Annotated in this window: 16 protein-coding genes; all 16 read left to right on the plus strand. The window is 61.0% G+C overall.

All coding sequences use genetic code 11. The features are described from left to right. Positions 1-36: 36 nt before the first annotated feature. Entirely contained in the window at positions 37-3,741 is a 3,705-nt protein-coding gene (gene metH / locus I2I05_RS16840; protein WP_196283425.1) for a methionine synthase, read from the plus strand. An 89-nt stretch (positions 3,742-3,830) separates the two neighbouring features. Further along, a complete protein-coding gene (gene metF, locus I2I05_RS16845) occupies positions 3,831-4,787 on the plus strand; it encodes a methylenetetrahydrofolate reductase [NAD(P)H] (RefSeq protein WP_196283426.1) in 957 nt (318 codons plus the stop codon). Between the two features lie 45 nt (positions 4,788-4,832). After that, positions 4,833-5,306 carry a tetratricopeptide repeat protein gene (locus tag I2I05_RS16850; protein ID WP_196283427.1) on the plus strand — a complete coding sequence of 158 codons (474 nt, stop codon included), beginning with the start codon at positions 4,833-4,835 and terminating at the stop codon, positions 5,304-5,306. Positions 5,307-5,486: 180 nt separating this feature from the next. Then, positions 5,487-5,996: an energy transducer TonB gene (locus I2I05_RS16855; RefSeq protein WP_196283428.1), complete on the plus strand. Its 510-nt coding sequence runs from the start codon at positions 5,487-5,489 to the stop codon at positions 5,994-5,996. Positions 5,997-6,037: 41 nt separating this feature from the next. Beyond that, positions 6,038-6,604 (plus strand): hypothetical protein, encoded by a 567-nt coding sequence (locus tag I2I05_RS16860; RefSeq protein WP_196283429.1) that lies wholly within the window; start codon positions 6,038-6,040, stop codon positions 6,602-6,604. Between the two features lie 14 nt (positions 6,605-6,618). Continuing rightward, positions 6,619-7,059: a putative signal transducing protein gene (locus tag I2I05_RS16865; protein WP_196283430.1), complete on the plus strand. Its 441-nt coding sequence runs from the start codon at positions 6,619-6,621 to the stop codon at positions 7,057-7,059. Between the two features lie 86 nt (positions 7,060-7,145). Then, positions 7,146-8,351, plus strand: a complete 1,206-nt coding sequence (locus I2I05_RS16870; protein ID WP_196283431.1) for a PA14 domain-containing protein — start codon at positions 7,146-7,148, stop codon at positions 8,349-8,351. Positions 8,352-8,531: 180 nt separating this feature from the next. Further along, positions 8,532-9,389: an SDR family oxidoreductase gene (locus tag I2I05_RS16875; RefSeq protein ID WP_230688394.1), complete on the plus strand. Its 858-nt coding sequence runs from the start codon at positions 8,532-8,534 to the stop codon at positions 9,387-9,389. Positions 9,390-9,615: 226 nt separating this feature from the next. Further along, positions 9,616-11,022, plus strand: a complete 1,407-nt coding sequence (locus tag I2I05_RS16880) for an L-lactate MFS transporter (protein ID WP_196283433.1) — start codon at positions 9,616-9,618, stop codon at positions 11,020-11,022. A gap of 34 nt (positions 11,023-11,056) precedes the next feature. Continuing rightward, the gene (locus tag I2I05_RS16885) at positions 11,057-11,203 is read left to right on the plus strand and encodes an MFS transporter small subunit (protein WP_196283434.1); all 147 of its coding nucleotides are present in this window, start codon (positions 11,057-11,059) and stop codon (positions 11,201-11,203) included. Positions 11,204-11,283: 80 nt separating this feature from the next. After that, positions 11,284-12,807, plus strand: coding sequence for a M20/M25/M40 family metallo-hydrolase (locus I2I05_RS16890; protein WP_196283435.1), 1,524 nt, complete (start codon positions 11,284-11,286; stop codon positions 12,805-12,807). Positions 12,808-13,064: 257 nt separating this feature from the next. After that, positions 13,065-13,673: a gluconate 2-dehydrogenase subunit 3 family protein gene (locus tag I2I05_RS16895; RefSeq protein WP_196283436.1), complete on the plus strand. Its 609-nt coding sequence runs from the start codon at positions 13,065-13,067 to the stop codon at positions 13,671-13,673. Positions 13,674-13,816: 143 nt separating this feature from the next. Beyond that, entirely contained in the window at positions 13,817-15,511 is a 1,695-nt protein-coding gene (locus I2I05_RS16900; protein ID WP_196283437.1) for a GMC family oxidoreductase, read from the plus strand. Positions 15,512-15,706: 195 nt separating this feature from the next. After that, positions 15,707-17,041 (plus strand): family 1 glycosylhydrolase, encoded by a 1,335-nt coding sequence (locus I2I05_RS16905; protein WP_196283438.1) that lies wholly within the window; start codon positions 15,707-15,709, stop codon positions 17,039-17,041. Positions 17,042-17,162: 121 nt separating this feature from the next. After that, positions 17,163-17,459 (plus strand): hypothetical protein, encoded by a 297-nt coding sequence (locus tag I2I05_RS16910; RefSeq protein ID WP_196283439.1) that lies wholly within the window; start codon positions 17,163-17,165, stop codon positions 17,457-17,459. A gap of 317 nt (positions 17,460-17,776) precedes the next feature. Further along, positions 17,777-20,332 carry a DUF5686 and carboxypeptidase-like regulatory domain-containing protein gene (locus I2I05_RS16915; RefSeq protein WP_196283440.1) on the plus strand — a complete coding sequence of 852 codons (2,556 nt, stop codon included), beginning with the start codon at positions 17,777-17,779 and terminating at the stop codon, positions 20,330-20,332. The last annotated feature ends 146 nt before the right edge of the window (positions 20,333-20,478 follow it).

Raw genomic sequence — 20,478 nt, forward strand, 5'->3', positions numbered from 1 at the left:
ATACGCGCTGCTTGCTCGCTACTCAATCCGAAAGAAATGTCCACCGCCACGCTCTCCGCCCCCTCCCCGCTTCCCGATTTACTGCGCCAGCGCCTGCTGATTCTCGACGGCGCCATGGGCACCATGATTCAGCGCCACCCGCTGACCGAGGAAGACTTTCGCGGCACCCGCTTCGCCGACCACGACCGTCCGCTGCGCGGCAACAACGACCTGCTGAGCCTTACCCGGCCGGATATCATCAAAGGCATTCACGCGGAGTACTTTGCCGCGGGGGCCGATATGGTGGAAACCAACACGTTCAGCGGCACTACCATTGCCCAAGCTGATTACGGCCTGGAACACGTGGTGTACGAGTTGAACTATGAGTCGGCGCGCCTGGCCCGCGAAGCCGCCGACGAGTACGCCACGCCTGACAAGCCGCGCTTCGTGGCCGGCGCCGTGGGCCCCACCAACCGCACCGCCTCGCTCTCGCCCGATGTGAACCGCCCCGGCTTTCGCGCCGTGACGTTTGACGAATTAGCCACGGCCTACCTGGAGCAGGTGCGCGGCCTCGTGGACGGCGGCGTGGACACGCTGCTCATCGAAACCATCTTTGACACCCTGAACGCCAAAGCGGCGCTGTACGCGGTGCAGAAGTTCTTCGACGAAGGAGGCCGCCAGGTGCCGCTCATGATTTCGGGCACCATCACCGATGCTTCGGGCCGCACGCTCTCGGGCCAGACGGTGGAAGCGTTCTGGAACAGCATCAGCCACTTGCCGCTGCTGAGCGTGGGGCTGAACTGCGCCCTTGGTGCGCACCAGCTCAAGCAATACGTGGAGGAATTGAGCCGCATTTCCAACGTGCACATTTCGGCGTATCCCAACGCGGGTTTGCCGAATGCGTTTGGCGGCTACGATGAATCGGCCCAGGAATTTGCGGCGCTGGTCGAAGATTATTTGAAGGACGGCATTGTGACGGTGGTGGGCGGCTGTTGTGGCACCACGCCCCAGCACATTGCTGAATTGAGCAAGCTGGCCGAGCAATACAAGCCGCGCCCACTGCCTACCGAAATCCCGCCCGCTACCCACCTGAGCGGCTTGGAGCCATTCGCCATTAAGCCCGAGAGTCTGTTTGTGAACGTGGGCGAGCGCTGCAACGTGACCGGTTCGCGCGCCTTCGCCCGCCTCATTCGCACCGGCGCCTATGAGGAAGCCCTGGCCGTGGCCCGTGTGCAAGTGGAGGAAGGCGCCCAGGTGCTTGACATCAACATGGATGAAGGCATGCTTGACTCGGAGCAGGCCATGACCACCTTCCTGCACCTCATTGCCTCAGAGCCCGATATTTCGCGGGTGCCGTTGATGATAGACTCCTCGAAATGGAGCGTGCTGGAAGCCGGCCTGAAGTGCGTGCAGGGCAAGAGTATCGTTAACTCGATTTCGCTGAAAGAAGGGCCGGAGGTGTTTTTGCAGCGGGCGCGCACCGTGCGCCAGTACGGCGCGGCCATGGTCGTTATGGCCTTCGACGAGGACGGCCAAGCCGACACCTTGGAGCGCCGCAAGGAAATCTGCCAGCGCAGCTACGACCTGCTGATGAGCATCGACTTCCCAGCCTCGGACATCATTTTCGACCCCAACATCCTCATCGTCGGCACCGGCATGGAGGAACACCGGAACTACGCCATCGACTTCATTGAGGCCGTGCGCTGGATTAAGGCGAACCTGCCCGGCGCCCTCACCAGCGGTGGCGTCAGCAACATCAGCTTCTCGTTCCGTGGCAACGACGTGGTGCGCGAGGCCATGCACGCGGCCTTCCTCTACCACGCCATCCAAGCGGGCCTGGACATGGGCATTGTGAACCCCAACCAGCTCGCGGTGTACGACGAAGTACCCAAGGACCTGCTGGAACTGGTGGAAGACGTGCTGCTCAACCGCCGCGCCGACGCCACCGAGCGACTGCTCGAATTTGCCGAAACCGTAAAGCAAAAAGGCAAGGTGGAAGTGGTGGCCGATGCCTGGCGCAGCCTGCCGGTGCAGGAGCGCCTGTCTCACGCGCTGGTAAAGGGCATCACTGAATTCATCGACGAAGACACCGAAGCTGCTCGCCTTGAGCTAGCCCGCCCGCTCGACGTAATTGAAGGCCCGCTAATGGCCGGCATGAACGTGGTGGGCGACCTGTTTGGCGCCGGCAAAATGTTTCTGCCACAGGTGGTGAAATCGGCCCGCGTGATGAAGAAGGCCGTGGCTTATCTGGAGCCGTATTTGCTGGCCGATAAGCAGGGCTCCGATCGCCAGACGGCCGGCAAAATCCTCATGGCGACGGTGAAGGGCGACGTGCACGACATCGGCAAGAACATCGTGGGCGTGGTGCTGGCCTGCAACAACTTCGACATTATCGACCTCGGCGTAATGGTGCCGCTCGAGAAGATTCTCGACGAGGCCCAAGCCCAGAACGTGGACGTTATCGGCCTCTCCGGCCTTATCACGCCCTCGCTCGATGAGATGGTGTACGTGGCCCAGGCCATGCAGAAACGCGGCATGAAAGTACCCCTGCTTATCGGCGGCGCCACTACTTCGCGCCTGCACACGGCCGTGAAAATTGCGCCAGCGTACAGCGGCGCTGTGGTGCACGTAAACGACGCCTCGCGCAGCGTGGGCGTGGCTGCCGGCCTGCTCGGCTCGGGCGAAGCAGCCTATGCCCAGACCGTGGCCGACGACTACGCTGCCCTGCGCGCCGACTACGCCAGCCGCCAGCGCGACAAAAACTACCTCACCATTGGAGCGGCCCGCGAAAACGGATTTAAGGCCGATTGGGCTACCACGCCCATCACCAAGCCCACCTTCCTCGGCACGAAAGTGCTGGAAGATTACGACTTAGCCGAGCTGGCCGAATACATCGACTGGACGCCGTTCTTTCACACTTGGGAGCTGAAAGGCCGCTATCCGCGCATCCTCACCGACGAGAACCTGGGCGAAGCGGCCAATAAGCTCTTCGAAGACGCGCAGGCCATGCTCAAGCGCATCATTGACGAGAAGCTGCTCACGGCCCGCGCCGTGCTGGGCTTCTGGCCTGCCAATACCGTGGACCACGATACCATCGAAATCTATGCCGACGACAACCGCGGCACGGTGGCCACCGAGTTTTTCACGTTGCGGCAGCAGGGCGAAAAAGGCCCCGGCATCCGCAACATTGCCTTCTCTGACTTCCTGGCGCCGAAAGACTCGGGACGGGCTGACTACATGGGCGGGTTTGCCGTCACGGCGGGCATCGGTATTGAGAAGCTGCTCGACCAGTTTGCCGCCGACCACGACGATTACTCCAGCATCATGGTGAAAGCGCTGGCCGACCGCCTGGCCGAAGCCTTTGCCGAGCGCCTGCACGAGCGGGTACGCCGCGAGTTCTGGGGCTACGCGCCCGACGAGCATCTGAGTAATGAGGATTTGGTGCAGGAGAAATACCGCGGCGTGCGCCCAGCGCCCGGCTACCCCGGCTGCCCCGACCACACCGAGAAAATCACCTTGTTCCAACTGCTGGATGCTGGCGCTAAAACGGGCATCACGCTCACCGAAAACTTGGCCATGTACCCGGCCTCTTCAGTAAGCGGCATGTACTACGCGCACCCGGATTCGCGCTACTTCGGCCTGGGCAAAATTGGGGTTGACCAAGTAGCCGACATAGCCCAACGCAAAGGCATGGAAACCGCTGAGCTGGAACGCTGGTTGATGCCAAACCTGAACTACGAACCTGTAGCGCGGACTTTGTAGTCCGCGTATTGCACCGACTTGGAACGGCTGCTATCGGCCGCATCACCCCAATTCCGAACGCGGACTACAAAGTCCGCGCTATTCTCTACATGAAAGTTACCGAACACTTGGAGCGTGCCAACGGCAAAACGCTCTTTTCCTTTGAGGTTCTCCCACCGAAAAAGGGCGAAAACATCCACACGCTGTTCTCTAATATTGAGCCGCTGATGGAGTTCAAGCCGCCGTTTATCGACGTGACGTACCACCGCGAGGAATACGTGTACCGCCAGCACCCCAACGGCCTGCTGGAGAAGAAAACCGTGCGCCGCCGGCCGGGCACGGTAGGCATTTGCGCGGCCATCAAAAACCGGTTTGATGTGGACACCGTGCCCCACCTCATCTGCGGCGGCTTCACCAAAGAAGAAACCGAGAACGCGCTGATTGACCTGCACTTTCTGGGTATCGATTCCATCCTGGCCCTGCGCGGCGACCCCATTAAGTCGGAGGGAATGTTCAAGCCCGAGCCCGATGGCCACGCCTATGCCTGCGACCTCATTGGGCAAGTAGCCAACCTGAACAAGGGCGAGTACCTCGACCAGGAGCAGGACGACGTATGGGCCACCGACTTCTGCATCGGCACGGCCGGCTACCCCGAAAAGCACTTCGAAGCGCCGAATTACAACTCGGATATTCGCTACCTGCGCCACAAAGTAGACCGCGGCGCCGATTACATCGTGACGCAGATGTTCTTCGACAACGAAGAATTTTTCCGCTTCGAAAAGCTCTGCCGCGCGGCCGGCATCGACGTGCCCATTATTCCCGGCCTGAAGCCACTCACCACCAAATCGCAGCTCACCATGCTGCCGCGGGCCTTCTACCTGAACTTGCCCGAAACCCTGGTGGAAGCCGTGAGCCAGTGCCGCGACAATGAGGCCGTGCGTAGCGTGGGCATCGAGTGGTGCCTCAACCAAAGCCGCGAGCTCATGGCCCACGGCGTGCCATGCCTGCACTACTACTCCATGGGCAAGTCGGAAAGCATCCGGCGCGTGGCGAAGGAGCTGTTTTAATTTTCAGCAATCCGAGGTTTCATTCAGTTCATTTGTCCTTATTTCATGCTCGACGAGCTTTTCGCCCGCTTGCGGCTGGCCACTGCCCCCGCCGAGATTGAGGTCCTGCAAGATGGCATTTGGCAGCTGTGGCTAACCACTGATAATGTTGCCATTGACAAAGCAATGGAGGAGGGCCTGCGGGCCTTGCAAGCCGAAGATTATACCCGGGCCATCGAATATTTTACTCGTATAATTCAAGTTAACCCGAGCTTTGCTGAGGCGTGGAATAAGAGAGCAACAGCACATTACCTGCGCGGCGAATACCGGGCCTCACTAGACGATATTCGGGAAACCCTGCACCGCGAACCACGTCATTTTGGCGCGCTGTGGGGGCAGGCAGGCATGCTGCGGCAGCTGGGTGATTACGCGCGGGCCCTGCGGGTACTCAATCGGCTATCAGTCATTTGCCCACATCTGCCGGGGCTGCAAAAGCAGCTATTGGAAGTGCGCGAGCAATTAGAAGAAGACGGTTTGTAAGAGCAGGTGCTTTGTAAACGAAGAACGTTTTGCTACCTTTCCCAGCCGGAAACGATTGGGGTCAAATAATAGCCAAATATTCTTTTTTACACACTCTACCTAGCTGTGAAAAATACAATTACTCTAGCTTTTCAACTTTTCTTGCTGCTGGGCGTTGCCTCTATATCCAACGCTCAGAAGATGCGAACCACCAAATGGGAAAGTGGCCTCATGGAGCGCCGCGACAAGGTGGGCATCTGGGAATACTACGGCTACACCGCATCCCAAGAAAAAGTGGTGGTGCAACGCTACGACCATTCCGCTAAAGCGCTGGTTTACTACCGTCCCAGCGGCGACATGAAGTACCGCATCCAAACCACCCCGGGCCAATGGGCCAGCCGCGTGGTAGACCAGCCCCCGCTGTTTATCGGCGGCGATGCCGCGCTGGCTACTTACACCACGCAGCTGCAGTACCCGGCGCAGGCCCAGGCCCGCAACATTCAGGGTCAGGTAACCATTGCCTTCGCTATCGATACGCTGGGGCAGGCCAGCGACCACCGCGTGGTGCGCAGCATCGGCGGCGGCTGCGACCAGGAGGCCCTGCGCGTGGCCCGCACCATCCCCAACGAATGGATACCCGCCCGGCTGAGCACCCGGGCCGTGCCCGCCGAATATGAGCTCACGCTTACCTTTCGCATGGCGAAGCCGTAGAAGGCAGCACAACAAATTACCGGCCCGCTGGGCATTGTGCTATGAACCGACTGGTTGAAGATTTCAAAAATGGATTGGGCGGCTTGGCCGCAACACTACTGCTGCCGGCTTTGCTGCTCACCGGCTGCGACTCAACGCCCCGCGAGCGCCAGGAAGTGGCCCGCGAAGGCGTGCGCGAACTCGATACCCTGGCCCGAACCGCTGCCCAGAAAGTAGCCCGCGTGGGCAAAGCCACTGCCAGCTACGACGCCGCCAACCGCGCCCGCCGCAAGCAGCCGCTGGACCCGCGCCAGGAAATTGCGATGGAAAACAAGCTGATGGGCCCGTACTCCGGCCAGCTGGATAACCTCACGCCCGCCGACCTGCCCAACGCCTACGCCCAGCTCATTCGGTCGGCCCGCGAGCAGCGCGCCACCTGGACTGACCGCGACTGGGACTACGCCCGCGCCGTGTACCGCCGCCTGAACGACCAAGTGAAGCAGATTCGCATGGACTTGCCGGCCCGCGAGGAAGTGCGCATTCGCGCCCGGCAGGCCGAATTTGTGGCCCTACAAGCCGGCCGCACCGCCGAAGGCATCAACGAGGCCACCAAGCAAGCCGCCCGATAGGTAGCGTAGCCTGCATGTCCTCCCCCGACTCCGTCGTTTTCCTGGAATCGTACTATGAGCCGATGGCGGCCAACCTGGCCCGCACCCGGCTGGAGGCGGCGGGCATCCCGTGCTTTCTGAGCAACGAGAATCTGGTGTCGCTCATGCCGCTCTACAGCCCCATTACCGGGGGCGTGCGGCTGCACGTGCGCCAAGCCGATGCGGAAGCCGCGCTGGAAATCCTCCAAGCAGTACCCGTGCCGTTGGCCACCGGCCCCGACGAAGCCTCTTTTGCTGCCGATGCACCCGACCCCGTGGCGCCGCGCTGCCCCAAGTGTGGCTCCCCGGATGTGGCCTACGGGCCGGCTACGCGCAATACCTACGGGCTGTGGTCGGGGCTGCTCTCCATTCTGCTGCGGTATCCGGTGCGGGGCAAGCGCCATCACTGCTTTCACTGCGGCCACGAATTCAAGTAAGAGCACCACATCAGGAAGCGCGACTATTGGGCTGCAGCCGATTTCAAAAGTCGATACTACTTTTCCCAAAATGCCGTTATTGCCGCATGGCGTGGGTTAATTATTGGGGGCTGCGGGGCCCGTTATTGCGTGGGTTGCTGCTGGCCGTACTGCTGCCGGTGTTGCCAGCTCGGGCTCAAACTCAAATCGTGGGCAACGGCATCAAAGGCGACTACTACGAAGGGACCAATTTTGAGAAGTTCGTACTCAGCCGCCGCGACCCCACCCTAGCCTTCGACTGGGGCCATCGCCCGCCGGCGCTTGGGTTGCCCACCGAGTATTTTTCGGTGCGCTGGACGGGCTGGCTGGTGCCCCCGGCCAGCGGCAAATACATTTTTCACGTGAGCGTGGACGACGGCATCCGCATTTGGGTGAACAACCGGCTGATTATGGACGAGTGGCGGCCGCAGCCGGTGAGCAACTTCACGACTTCTCTCGAATTGAAAGGCGGCCAGCCTTACCACTTACGGGTTGAATACTACCAGGATATCCTCGACACTCGCGCCGTGGTTACCTGGGAGCGGCCCGATGCACCGCTGGGTCCGCCCCCGGCCTCGTGGCGCAACTTGTGGGGCGCTACCGCCGAGACACCCGGGCCGTCGCCCATTCCAACGCGCTACTTGTTCCGGGAAAACCCCAAAGCAGTAGCAGCGCGCACGGTGCCGCCCCTGCCCCCAGCCAAAGAACCGAAAGCGCCGCTGGGGCAGGCGAAAGCGCTGGCGTCAGCTCCTGTGCAGCGACCGCAGCCGCCCACAAAAGTCGTGGTCAAACCCGTCGGCCGGCCAATAGCCAAACCGGTTGCCAAAGCCACCGTGAAACCTGCTGCTAGGCCCGCTTATGCCGCAGTGCGGCAGGCGCCGGTTTTAGCGGCTTCCGATTCGGGGAGCACGGCCCAGCTCGCAGCCTTGAGCATCGGCGAAACCGTGACCTTGCCCGAGCTGTATTTCAACCAGGGAAAGGCGCAGCTGTTGCCAGCGGCCCGCACGGCGCTTGATGGCTTGGCCGCCGCCCTCCGTGCTCGCCCGGCCCTGCGCTTTGAAGTGCAGGGCCACACCGACAACGTGGGCAACGCTGAGCTAAACCGCCAACTCTCGCAGCAGCGGGCCGAAGCCGTGTGCCTTTACCTTGCGGCGCACGGGGTAGCGGCGGGCCAGTTGCAGCCCAAAGGCTACGGCGGCACCCAGCCCGTGGCCGACAACGCCGACCCCGCCCAGCGCCCCCTCAACCGCCGGGTGGTGCTGCGCCGGCTCTGAGCAACTGTCGGTGCGTTGGTGCTGCCGTTAGTCGTTCTGTTTTTTTTCGCGTAAGCAAGGGCCCATCCTTTTCACTTCCGCATGACCACGAAAAAGACCGTTCCCGCCAAGCCTACCGCCAAAAAGCCCGCTGCCCCAGCCAAAGCCAAGCCCGCGCCCGCCAAAACCGAGCGCCGCCCCATGGCCACCGATTTCAAAGCCGCTGCCCAAAAGCTACCTTACCCGGCCGCCCAGGCCGACATGAAGCTGCAACCGGACTCGGACCTGGCCAACTACCGCGCGGCCGGCAAGCTCAAAGACAAGGTGGCGCTCATCACCGGGGCCGACTCGGGCATTGGCCGGGCCGTGGCCATTGCTTTTGCCAAGGAAGGCGCCCACGTGGCCGTGCTTTTTAACGAGAACCTGAAAGACGCCGAAAAAACCAAGCAGCTAGTAGAAAAGGAGAAGCGCAAGTGCCTGTTGCTGCAACTCGACGTGCGTGACCCAGAGCAGTGCAAGCAGGCCGTGCGCCGCACTGTGGCCGAGCTGGGCGGGCTGAACATCTTGGTGAACAACGCGGCATTCCAGATGAGCCAGGAAAAATTCGAGGACATCAGCGAGGAGCAAATCCGGCGCACGTTTGATACCAACATTCTCGGTTACATCTGGATGGCGCAGGCGGCCTTGCCGCACCTTGCCAAGGGCGACTGCATTATCAATACTGGTAGCATTGTGGGCATCACGGGCATCCCGATTTTGGTCGACTACTCGGCCAGCAAGGCTGGCATTCATGCCCTCACCAAGTCGCTGGCGCTGTATTTGGGCGAACGCGGCATTCGGGTGAACTGCGTGGTGCCGGGCCCCGTCTGGACGCCCAACATCCCGGCCACCATGCCCCTGGCCGAAATCGAGAAGTTCGGCCACGAAGTGGCTCTCAAGCGCCCCGGCCAGCCCGAGGAAATTGCGCCGGCCTACGTGCTGCTCGCCAGCCAGGACGGTTCGTTTATGACCGGCAGCCTCCTGCACGTTACCGGCGGCAAGCTTAGCAGCGACGAGTAAGGCGGCGAGAAAATGAATCGGAGGAGGGAATAATTACCCGTAGGTAATTATTCCCTCCTCTTTCTTTGGCCGCGTCAGCTATATCTATTTAGCAAATTTTTTCAACCTCCAACAATCAATCTGTTTAAAAGCCGGTTACCTTTCGCTAACAGCCCTATCCGCCATGCCACTGGCGAAAGGGACCGCACCAATTCACTGTTTCTTTCACTCCAATTCCCACTTATTCATGGCTGAAAATTCCACTTCTCTGCTTGACCGCAGCCGCACCGTGGCGGGCCCCGGCTACAACCGCTGGCTGGTGCCGCCGGCGGCCCTGGCCATTCACTTGGCCATTGGGCAAGCCTACGCTTTTAGTGTGTTCAAGAAGCCCATGGGCGCCCTTATCAGCGGCAATGTGGACGCCCCGGCGCCCGACGACTGGACGGCCGGGCAGCTGGCCGTAATTTTCTCGATTGCCATTGTGCTGCTGGGCCTTTCGGCCGCTGTGTTTGGCAAGTGGCTGGAGCGCGTGGGCCCGCGCAAGGCCATGATGGCCTCGGCCCTGTGCTTCGGCGGCGGTTTTCTGATTGCGTCGCTGGGCGTGCACCTGCACCAAATCTGGCTCGTGTACTTCGGCTACGGATTCGTGGGCGGCTGCGGCCTGGGCATCGGCTACATTTCGCCGGTGAGTACGCTGATTAAGTGGTTTCCGGACCGGCCGGGCGTGGCCACCGGCATGGCCATCATGGGCTTTGGCGGCGGCGCCATGATTGGCTCGCCGCTGGCTGTGGCCCTCATGGCGCAGTTCAAGGACGTGGCGCCCATGGGTGTAGCGCCTACGTTCATTGTCATGGGCCTTATTTATCTGGCCTTCATGATGTTTGGTGTGTTCACCATTCGGGTACCGGCCGAGGGCTGGAAGCCAGAGGGCTACGTGGTGCCGGCGCAGTCGAGCGCCATGATAACCACGGCCAACGTAGACGCCGACAACGCCATCAAAACCCCGCAATTCTGGATGCTGTGGGTTGTACTCTGCATGAACGTGACGGCCGGCATCGGCGTGCTCGAATCGGCCTCGCCGCTCATTCAGGAATCCTTCTCCGACACGGCCATGGGTGCCGGGCGGGGTGTGACGGCAGCCGCGGCGGCCGGCTTTGTGGGCCTGCTTAGTTTGTTCAACCTGCTGGGCCGGTTCTTCTGGTCGTCGGCTTCGGACAAGATTGGTCGCAAGCCTACTTACATGATTTACCTGGGCCTGGGCGTGGTGCTTTATGCGCTGGTGCCCACGCTGGCAGCCGGGGCCTCGCTCACCTTGTTCGTGGTCGTTTGCTGCGTTATTATGAGCATGTATGGGGGCGGTTTTGCCACCATCCCGGCTTATCTGCGCGACATGTTCGGCACGATGCAAGTGGGCGCCATCCACGGCCGCCTGCTCACGGCCTGGTCTACGGCCGGGGTGCTGGGGCCATTGCTGGTGAACTACTTGCGTGACAATCAAAAAGCCAAGGGCCTGACCGGTGCCGCCGCTTACCAAAGCGTATTCTACACCATGGCCGGCGTGCTGGTGGTGGGCTTTATTGCCAACCTGCTGGTGACGGCCGTGAACGAGCGGTACCACGTGAAAAAAGGCGTCACCGTACCGGCTGGCGCGTAAGCATTTCCTTTCATCTCTGTAATTTGAAATTGATATGAATCCGCAACCGAATTCGTACCCCAGCACTAGCGAAGAGCCCAGCTCGACGCTGTCGGTGGCGCTGGCTTGGCTGTTCGTGGGCATTCCCCTGGCTTGGGGCGTGTCGCAAACGTTCATCAAGGCGCTGGCACTGTTTAACTAAACTGCCCCCGCAATTGCCCCATATTGGAAAGCAGCCGGCCTCGTGCCGGCTGCTTTTTTTATTGGCTTTACTTTACGGCCATGAAAAAGCTATTCGCGCTGGCCCTTTTGGCCCTCCTTGGTTCCGCTCAGGCCAACGACCCATTGCAGAAAGTCCGGCAGTTCCGGCAGACGCACGAGCACGAATTGCTGACTGAATTTGAGCAACTGGTCGCCATTCCCAACGTGGCTGCCGACACGGCCAACCTGCGCCGCACCGCCGGGTTTATTCAGGAGATGATGCAGCGGCGCGGCATCAAAACGCAGCTATTGGCCGCGCCCACGGCGGGCGTGCCGCCGGTGGTGTTTGGCGAGGTTCGCACGCCGGGTGCTACCCGCACCGTCATCTTTTACGCGCATTATGACGGCCAGCCCGTGAATCCGGCGCAGTGGCGCGAGGGCCTTAGCCCCTTCAAACCCACCCTGGCGACGGGCCCGCTCGACCGCGGCGGCCAGCTGGCGACGCGCCCCGCGCCCGGCCAGCCCCTCAGCCCCGACTGGCGCCTCTACGCCCGTAGTGCTTCGGACGACAAGGCCGGCGTGATGACCATCCTCACCGGCTATCAGGCCTTAGTGGCCAGCAAGCTCAAGCCCAAGGTCAACATCAAGTTCTTTTTTGAAGGCGAAGAAGAGCGGGGCTCGCCGCATTTGGCCGAGATTCTGGCCCGCCATAAAGCGCTGCTGGCCTCGGATGTGTGGGTAATTTGCGACGGGCCGGTGCACCAGTCGGGCCGCAAGCAAGTGGTGTTCGGCGCGCGGGGCGATGTGAACATGAGCCTGAAAGTATACGGCCCGCGCCGGCCCCTGCACAGCGGGCACTACGGCAACTGGGTGCCCAATCCGGCCATGGAACTGTCTCGCCTGCTGGCCTCCATGACGGATAGTACTGGCCGGGTGCGCGTTGCGGGCTTTTATGATGACGTAACGCCGCTGACGCCAGCGGAGAAAACCGCTCTGGCCCAAGTGCCGAATCTGGATAAGACCATTCAGCAGGAGTTGGGATTTGCCCGGCCGTACGGCACCGGACAGTCGCTGGTGGAGCTGCTCAACCAGCCCTCCCTTAATATCAACGGCATGCAAAGCGCCAACGTGGGCGCGCAGGCCGCCAACGTCATTCCCACGGTGGCGACGGCCGTGCTGGACTTGCGCCTCGTACCTGGCAACGACGCCCAACGCCAAGTGCAGAAAGTCATCCGGCATATCGAGCGGCAAGGCTACCACGTGACCCGCGACGAGCCCACTGACGCCGAGCGGGCCCAGTTTCCGCGGCTGGTGCGCGTGCAGCCCGAAACCGGCTACAACGCCCAGCGCACCCGCCTCGACCTGCCCATTGCCCGCCAAGTGGTGGCCGCAGTGCAGACCACCACCCCCGACCGCGTGGTGCTGCTGCCCACCATGGGCGGCAGCCTGCCGCTGTACGTGTTCGAGCAGCAGCTTCAGGCCCAAACCATCACGGTGCCGGTGGCCAACTACGATAACAACCAGCACGCCGAAAACGAAAACATCCGCCTCGGCAACTTGTGGGACGGCATCGAAACCATGGCCGCCATTATGCTGCTGAAGTAATCGTCTGTCATGCTGAGCGCCGCGAAGCATCTTCTCAGGTAAGAACCAATCGTTCCTAGGTGAGAAGATGCTTCGCGGCGCTCAGCATGACAACGGGGGCCGTAAAGACGCTTCCACAAGCTCAGCATGACGGCTTGTAGTAGACACTATCAATTGTAGTTACCGCCAGAATTCTTCAGCCGCTGGGAAGATTTTGCTCGTAAGGGGTTACTAGCTGAGCCGTCTCAATCGGCACTCCTTCAGCTGAAGCCTTTTGTATGTCTGTTCCAACTTATCCCAGCGGCAGCGTTCGAGCGCTACTCGCCACTGAGCACGTCTCGGAGGCCACCCGCGCCGCGCTGCAAAACCGGCTCGATGCTCCTGCTGCGTACGAGCCGCAGTTTCTGGCGCCCGAGACCTTTGCCCTGCTCGAAGCGGTAGCCGGCCGCCTATTCCCGCAGCCCGACCGGCCCGAGCGTCCCATTCCCCTGGCTCCCGCCGTGGACCAACGCCTCGCCGAGGGCCGGGCCGATGGCTGGCGCTACGATGCCCTTCCGCCCGACCGCGAAGCCCTGCGCATGGGTCTCGGCGGCATCCAGGAAATAGCGCAGGCGCTATTTCAAGCTGATTTTATGGCGTTGAGTGCCGAACAGCAGGATTCTACCCTTCAGTCCTTAGCCGACGGCACCCCGCCCGGCACTACGTGGGAAACGCTGGATGCCGGCCGCTTCTTTGAAGAACTCCTGGCTGAACTCACCGAAACCTATTACGCTCACCCGCTGGCCCAGGAGGAAATCGGCTACGTCGGCATGGCCGACTTACCGGCCTGGACCAAAATCGGCCTGAACGAAAAAGAAGAACGGGAGCCCAGCCAAGTAGGCGGGTAACGACTGCCATCCTGAGCGCAGCGAAGGACTTTATCACCCAATAACTCTTTGCAGTAATCTCCTGCGTGATAAGGTCCTTCGCTGCGTTCAGCATGACAGGCTTATTTTATTTATCTGTATCATCTCACTAGGTATCAACTCCTATGCCCGACGAAGAAATCCTGGAAGAAGGCGTCCTTAACCCAGTAAAGCCCGAAATTCAAGACCCCTTGCTGCGCGCCCTGATTGCCGACGAGCCCGTGAAGGAAATGGCACCGGTTGATATCCCGTTGGAACAGCCCCAGGCCATTCCAACTGCGGGCGATGAGGTAGACTGCCTGGTCATTGGGCTGGGCGCGGGCGGGGCGCCGCTGCTGGCCCGCCTGGCCATGGCCGGCCTGAAGGTGATGGCGCTGGAAGCTGGCCCTTGGCACCAGCCCGCCACCGACTTTGCCACCGACGAGAAAGCGCAGGACTTCCTGTTTTGGAACGACGAGCGGCTGTGCGCCGGCGCCGACCCACTGGCCATGGGCAAGAACAATTCCGGCACCGGTGTGGGCGGCTCCACCCTGCACTACACCGCCTACACGCCCCGCCCTCTGCCAGATGACTTGCACGTGCGGCGCGACTTCGGCCAGGGCGAAGATTGGCCTTTTGGCTACGAAGAGCTAGAGCCGTACTACGAGGAACTGGAGCAGTTTCTGGGAATTTCGGGCCCCACCCCCTATCCCTGGGGACCCGCGCGCCGCAAGGGCTACCCGCTGGCGCCGCTGCCCCTGAACAGTGCGGCCCAACTCATGGTGCGGGGCTGCGAGATGCTGGGCATCACGACTTCGCCCGCGGCCAACGCCGCCCTATCGGCGCGCTACTACCAGGAAGGCGTGGGCTGGCGCGAGGCCTGCACCAACCGCGGCTTTTGCCAGGCGGGCTGCTCCAACGGCGCCAAGGCGAGCATGGACGTCACGTTTATTCCCCTGGCGGTGAAATACGGGGCAAAAATTCAGCCCAATAGCTTCGTCACGGAGATTGAGCGCGACGCGCAGGGCCGCATCACCGGCGTGGTGTATACCCAAAACGGCGAGCAGCGCCGCCAACGCTGCCGCAACCTGTTCCTCTGCAGTGGCTCGGTGGAAACGCCGCGCTTGCTGCTGCTGAATGAATTGGCTTTGACCAGCGGGCAGGTGGGTAAAAACCTGATGGCGCACCCCGGCGTGCAGGTTTTTGGCACCTTCGGGGAAGCCACGCGTCCCCACAAGGGCATTCCGGGTAGTTTGATTTCGCAGGATACCCACCGGCCCAAGGATGCCGATTTTGTGGGCGGCTACCTGTTGCAAAGCATCGGCATCATGCCGGTCACGTTTGCCGGGCAGGTGGCGCGGGGCCGCAAGTACTGGGGCCAGCAGCTGCGCGACTACATGAAAAACTACAACCACGTAGCCGGCATCAACATCCTCGGCGACTGCCTGCCCCACGCCGACAACTACATGGAACTGGCTGACGAGAAAGACGCCCGCGGGCTGCCCAAGCCGCGCCTGCACTTCACCATGCAGGAAAACGAGCGCCGCATGAACGACCACGCCGAAGCCCTGATGCGCCGCATCTGGACGGCCGCTGGGGCCACCGATATCTGGTCTTTTCCGCGCATGGCGCACGTCATCGGCACGGCCCGCATGGGCCTGAGCGGCGACGATGCCGTGGTGGATGCCAACGGCCGCGCCTTCGACGTGCCCAATCTGTACATCTGCGATAACTCGACTTTTCCGAGTGCGTTGAGCGTTAATCCGGCCCTGACCATCATGGCCTTGAGCCTGCGCACGGCGGATAAGTTTCTGGAAAGCCAACAGCGCCGCGACGTGTGAACAGAAAACTCCCCTCCTTGGATAAGGAGGGGATGTTCGAGCCGCAGGCTCGGACGGGCGTGGTTGGATTCGCTGAACGGTGCCGGAACGAACCACACGCAAGTCGTTCAACGCCCCAACCACCCCAGCGTCCGCTTCGCGGCCGCGTCCCCTCCTTACCAAGGAGGGGAGTTTAACATTCTTTTTGCTCTTACCATGAAATCCTTTCTCACCAGCATCAAGGCCCATTTCGGCGACGGCAACTACGAGGGCGACGAGTTTGGTGGCGCGCGGGGCCACGACGGGCGGGGCCTGCCCACCGGCCTGCCCAACAACTTCATGTTTGCCACCGGCATCGAGTGCTCGAATCCCACGATTGACAACGGCCGCACGCGGCGCGACTTGCTGGAAGAATGCGGCCACTACGAGCGGTGGCAGGAGGATTTGCAGCTCGTAAAAGACCTGGGGCTGAAGGTACTGCGCTACGGGCTGCCGTATCACAAAACTCACCTCGGGCCGGGTCGCTACGACTGGGAATTCGCCGATTTGGTGATGGCAGAGATGCAGCGCCTCGAAATCACGCCCATTCTGGACTTGCTGCATTTTGGGGTGCCCGACTGGCTGGGCAACTTCCAAAACCCGGAGTTGCCCGTACATTTTGCCCAGTATGCGGGCGCAGTGGCCCAGCGCTACCCGTGGGTGCGGTTTTATACTCCAATCAATGAAATCTACGTCACGGCCCGGATGAGCGCCAAAGACGGCATCTGGAACGAGCAGCTGAAAACCGACAAGGCCTTTGTGACGGCCATGAAGCACTTGGTGGCCGCCAGCATCATGGGCACTCAGCAAATTGCCCGGCACCGGCCCGACTGCATCATCGTCCAGAGCGAATCGGCGGAGTACATCCACGAGCTGCGGGCCACACCTTCGCCGCAAATCACGCTGGATAACAAGCTGCGCTTTCTGTCCCTGGATTTGCTTTATGCTCACCACCCCGACGGCGACGTGCTGAACTACTTGTTTGACAACGGCCTGACGCGGCGCGAGTACGACTGGTTTATGGCCGGCGAGCCACCCGGCTACCAGGTAATGGGCAACGACTACTACGGCCGCAACGAAAAAATTATTCTGCCCGACGGCGAGGTATGCACCAGCATGGACGTGCTGGGCTGGTACAACATCACCCTCGACTACTACCACCGCTACCGCAAGCCGGTGATGCACACCGAAACCAACGTGTTTGACCCGCACGACGCCCCCACTTGGCTCTGGAAGCAGTGGGTAAACATCCTGCGGATGCGCAACGAAGGCGTGCCCGTGCTCGGCTTCACCTGGTATTCGCTCATCGACCAAGTGGATTGGGACATTGGCCTTTCGCGCAAAGTGGGCCGCGTGAATGCCTGTGGGCTCTTTGATCTCGACCGCAAGCCCCGGGCCGTGGCCAGGTGCTACAAAAAGCTATTGGAGGAATACGGCCAGATTACCATCGTGCCCCACGGCGAGATGTTTGAAGTAACCGAAGCTCCTGCCACATTGAAAGTGGAAGTGTAAACCCGAGTGCTGACGCTCCCAACCCGATGCCCCGGCTGCTTTCGTAGCCGGGGCGTTGTTTTTTTCAGCAGTGCAGAAATGCGAAACACGTTGCCAGCCACCCCCGTTGCAGATTAAATCTATGCCGGATACTAATCTGCTTCTTTTACGCGTGGCGGCTACCTGGCCCCTACCGGGCTTGGGGCTGCTGGCCTTGCCTACCGCGCCCACGCCACACCTCGCGGCTTACGCATTGCACACGGCGCTGGCCGTTGAAGTGGTGTGGCCCAGCGGCGCACGTTGCCCCGGTGCTGCTACCGTAGAAGAAATAACGCGCACCTACAGCGTGGAGCGCGGCCTGCTGCTCGACTTGGGCACCGTGGCGGCCACCTTGCCACCCGGTACCGAAATCTGGCTGGTGGGATGGGGATTGTCGTGATGGCATAGCAGCTGTGCCCAAGCAGTTTGGCAAGTCAGATTACCGTTTGTGTTTGATTTTCCACTTAATCTGATTGACGGCCAAGCGTCTATTTTTTTGACACACGCTAAAAAGGACTGGCAATAATCAAATGCCGCTTTACTGCCAACACCGCAAAACCACTGCAAGCAGGCCTGAAAACCCCTATTTGCTACACGGTTGCAATTGGTGGCCTCAGAATCTGACAATTCCTGCCGGAACTACTTGGGCGCCCACCGCGCTTTGCGTAGATTGCGAGGCTACTTCCGCGTAACTCATTTGACTCCTTTGCCCTGCGTATGAGATTTCTGGCTTCGTTGCTCTTGGTGTGCCTGTGGGCAGTGCCAGCCGCAGCCCAGCGGATTCTGATAAGTGGCCAAGTGGTGGAAGCGACGAACGGCGAACCCGTGCCGTTTGCCTCCATCTTCGTTCCCAACACCACCTCCGGGGCCACGGCCGATGCCGAAGGCAAGTTCAAGCTCACCGTCGAGGGCACGCCCGATTCCATTGCAGCGTCGGCCATTGGTTTTGCCACCCAGCGGCGCAAGCTGACCGACGCGCCCGTGCAAACCGTGCTGTTCCGCTTGCGGGCCGGCGGCGTGGCGTTGGGCGAAGTGGTGGTGAGTTCGCGGCAGCCTGAAAACCCCGCCTTCCGCATCCTGCGCGAGGTGCAAAAGCACAAGCCCCAAAACGCACGCCAGTACCTGCAAGCAGCCGAATACGATTCGTACAACCGCATCGAAACCAGCCTGATTAACTTACCGGCCAGCATGGCCAAGCGCAGGATTATTCAGGATATTCGGGCGCTGGCCGTGCGCCAAGGGGCAGCGGCGGCAGCCGATACGGATGCTCCACTGCCCATTTTCGCCTCCGAAGTGGGCTCGCGGGTTTACCAGAAATCGGTACCGTTGCGTCGGCGGGAAGATTTGCTGCACAAGCAAATCCGGGGCGTGGGGCCGCGCGAGGGCTCGATGCTCTCGCAAATGCTGGGCTCGAACTTCCAGAACTTCGATTTCTACCCCAATTGGCAAAACGTCATGGGCAAGGATTTCATCTCGCCCATCGCCGAAGGCGGCCGCCTCACCTACGATTATGACCTCAAAGACTCTGTGATGGTGGGTACCGACTGGTGCTACAAAATTGCCGTTACGCCCAAACGGTCGCACGATTTGGCCTTCAAAGGCACCATCTGGATTACCCAGGAAGGCTACGCCCTGCGCCGGGCCGACCTCGTGGCCAGCCCCAACGCCAACATCAACTTCATCGGCGACCTCCGCATTTTTCAGGAGCTCACCTCGCCCACCGAAGGCCCCGGGCTGCCTACCCGCACCAAACTGGTGGTGAGCGTGCGCCCCTCCGAAAAGCAAGCCGCCATGTTGGTGCGCTTCACCACCGTCAGCAGCAATTTCGTGCGCAACCAGATGCACACCGAACGCGGTTTCTACGACCAGCCCGTGGTTTCGTCGCTCATGGAGCCCACCCCGCGCGGGGCCGGCAGCACTTTGCTCAGCGGGGCACCCCAGGGTACGGCCGGCGGCTACTTCGACCAGCACCGCCCCGACACGCTCAGCCTGTCGGAACGCCAAACATTTGCCGTGCTCGACTCGGCCAAGCAGCTTCCGTCGGTGCGCAACGTGCTCGACTGGATTGAACTGCTGGTAAATGGCTACAAACGCGTGGGCCGCTGGGACATCGGCCCGATACTCAATACCTATTCCCGCAACGACTACGAAGGCAGCCGGTTCCGCTTTGGGTTTCGCTCCACGCCCGAAATCAGCCGCAACTGGCTTACGGAGGGATACCTAGCCTACGGCACTAAAGACGAGCAGTTGAAGTACGGCCTGAAAACCAGCTTCATTGCCGAGCGGCGCCATTGGACGGTCTTCAGCGGTGAATTCCGCCACGACGTGGAGCAGGCCGCCTTGCTCGACAACGATTTCCTGTCCAACAACAATCTATTTGTGGCCGCTTCGCGCTGGGGGCGCGTCCGGCAGGGCAAGCCCATCATGCGCAACCTGCTGTCCCTCAGTTTTCAGCGCGATTTATTTCACGGGTTCACGCAGTACCTCACGGTGCGTAACCAGGACATTACCCCACTTCACGATTTCGCCTACTTCACCACCGACCAACGCGGCCCCACCGCCCCGAAAGCCCGCGACTTGGGCCTTTCCGAAATCGTGCTGGAGTCGCGCTACGCCCCCGATGAGAACCTGGTGCAGAGCGAAAACCGCCGCCGCCCAGTAGGCCTCAAAAGATGGCCGGTGTTCTCGTTTCGCTACATCATTGGGGCGCGCAACTTATTAAACACCAAGCCGTCGCCCGCTTATCAAAAGTTCAACGTGCTGATAACACACAGCGTGTCGGTGGGCCAACTAGGCCGCTTGGGTTACCGCCTCGAGGGCAGCCTGATTCCAGACCCGGTGCCCTACCTCATTCTCAAAACCCCGCTGGGCAACCAAACGCCTTTTTACAATGGCAATGCCTTCAACCTGATGAATTACTTCGAGTTCGTCACCGACCGGTCGGTGTCGTTGCGGCTCGACCATCACTTTGAAGGCTTGTTTCTCAACAGCGTGCCCGGTGTGCGGCGCCTCAATCTCCGCTTCGTTGGCACTGCCAATGTACTCTACGGCGGCCTGTCGGCCTCGAATGCCGAGCAGCCCCGCACCAACACCGAAGGCGAACTCCTGCCGACTATCCGGCCCCTTGGTCGCCAGCCTTATGTGGAAGTGGGCTACGGCGTTGAAAACATCTTTAAATTCTTGCGGGTTGACTTCATTCATCGGCTTACGTACCGCGACTCGCCGGATGCCAATAAGTTCGGCATCAAGGTAGGAGCACAGTTCCGGCTTTAGCAGGGCCGCGGTTTTCGACCGCCCAGAAGCGCTTGCACGACAGAATCCTGTGGGCTTTTTTGTACTTTGGATGCCTCATGCACTACACATGCAATCGATTCCGGAACCAACGGTGCCCTACCGCCGGCGGTAACTTCTGGCTGAGG

Origin of the sequence: Hymenobacter jeongseonensis (assembly GCF_015694725.1) — a bacterium.
Taxonomy (GTDB): domain Bacteria; phylum Bacteroidota; class Bacteroidia; order Cytophagales; family Hymenobacteraceae; genus Hymenobacter; species Hymenobacter jeongseonensis.

What these genes read in the sequence shown, in the direction of transcription:
- metF (WP_196283426.1), top strand. Translation starts at nt 3,831, where the DNA reads ATGAAAGTTACCGAACACTTGGAGCGTGCCAACGGCAAAACGCTCTTT.
- I2I05_RS16855 (WP_196283428.1), top strand. Translation starts at nt 5,487, where the DNA reads ATGCGAACCACCAAATGGGAAAGTGGCCTCATGGAGCGCCGCGACAAG.
- I2I05_RS16860 (WP_196283429.1), top strand. Translation starts at nt 6,038, where the DNA reads ATGAACCGACTGGTTGAAGATTTCAAAAATGGATTGGGCGGCTTGGCC.
- I2I05_RS16850 (WP_196283427.1), top strand. Translation starts at nt 4,833, where the DNA reads ATGCTCGACGAGCTTTTCGCCCGCTTGCGGCTGGCCACTGCCCCCGCC.
- I2I05_RS16905 (WP_196283438.1), top strand. Translation starts at nt 15,707, where the DNA reads ATGAAATCCTTTCTCACCAGCATCAAGGCCCATTTCGGCGACGGCAAC.
- I2I05_RS16870 (WP_196283431.1), top strand. Translation starts at nt 7,146, where the DNA reads ATGGCGTGGGTTAATTATTGGGGGCTGCGGGGCCCGTTATTGCGTGGG.
- I2I05_RS16895 (WP_196283436.1), top strand. Translation starts at nt 13,065, where the DNA reads ATGTCTGTTCCAACTTATCCCAGCGGCAGCGTTCGAGCGCTACTCGCC.
- I2I05_RS16865 (WP_196283430.1), top strand. Translation starts at nt 6,619, where the DNA reads ATGTCCTCCCCCGACTCCGTCGTTTTCCTGGAATCGTACTATGAGCCG.
- I2I05_RS16900 (WP_196283437.1), top strand. Translation starts at nt 13,817, where the DNA reads ATGCCCGACGAAGAAATCCTGGAAGAAGGCGTCCTTAACCCAGTAAAG.
- I2I05_RS16890 (WP_196283435.1), top strand. Translation starts at nt 11,284, where the DNA reads ATGAAAAAGCTATTCGCGCTGGCCCTTTTGGCCCTCCTTGGTTCCGCT.
- I2I05_RS16880 (WP_196283433.1), top strand. Translation starts at nt 9,616, where the DNA reads ATGGCTGAAAATTCCACTTCTCTGCTTGACCGCAGCCGCACCGTGGCG.
- I2I05_RS16875 (WP_230688394.1), top strand. Translation starts at nt 8,532, where the DNA reads ATGGCCACCGATTTCAAAGCCGCTGCCCAAAAGCTACCTTACCCGGCC.
- I2I05_RS16910 (WP_196283439.1), top strand. Translation starts at nt 17,163, where the DNA reads ATGCCGGATACTAATCTGCTTCTTTTACGCGTGGCGGCTACCTGGCCC.
- metH (WP_196283425.1), top strand. Translation starts at nt 37, where the DNA reads ATGTCCACCGCCACGCTCTCCGCCCCCTCCCCGCTTCCCGATTTACTG.
- I2I05_RS16885 (WP_196283434.1), top strand. Translation starts at nt 11,057, where the DNA reads ATGAATCCGCAACCGAATTCGTACCCCAGCACTAGCGAAGAGCCCAGC.
- I2I05_RS16915 (WP_196283440.1), top strand. Translation starts at nt 17,777, where the DNA reads ATGAGATTTCTGGCTTCGTTGCTCTTGGTGTGCCTGTGGGCAGTGCCA.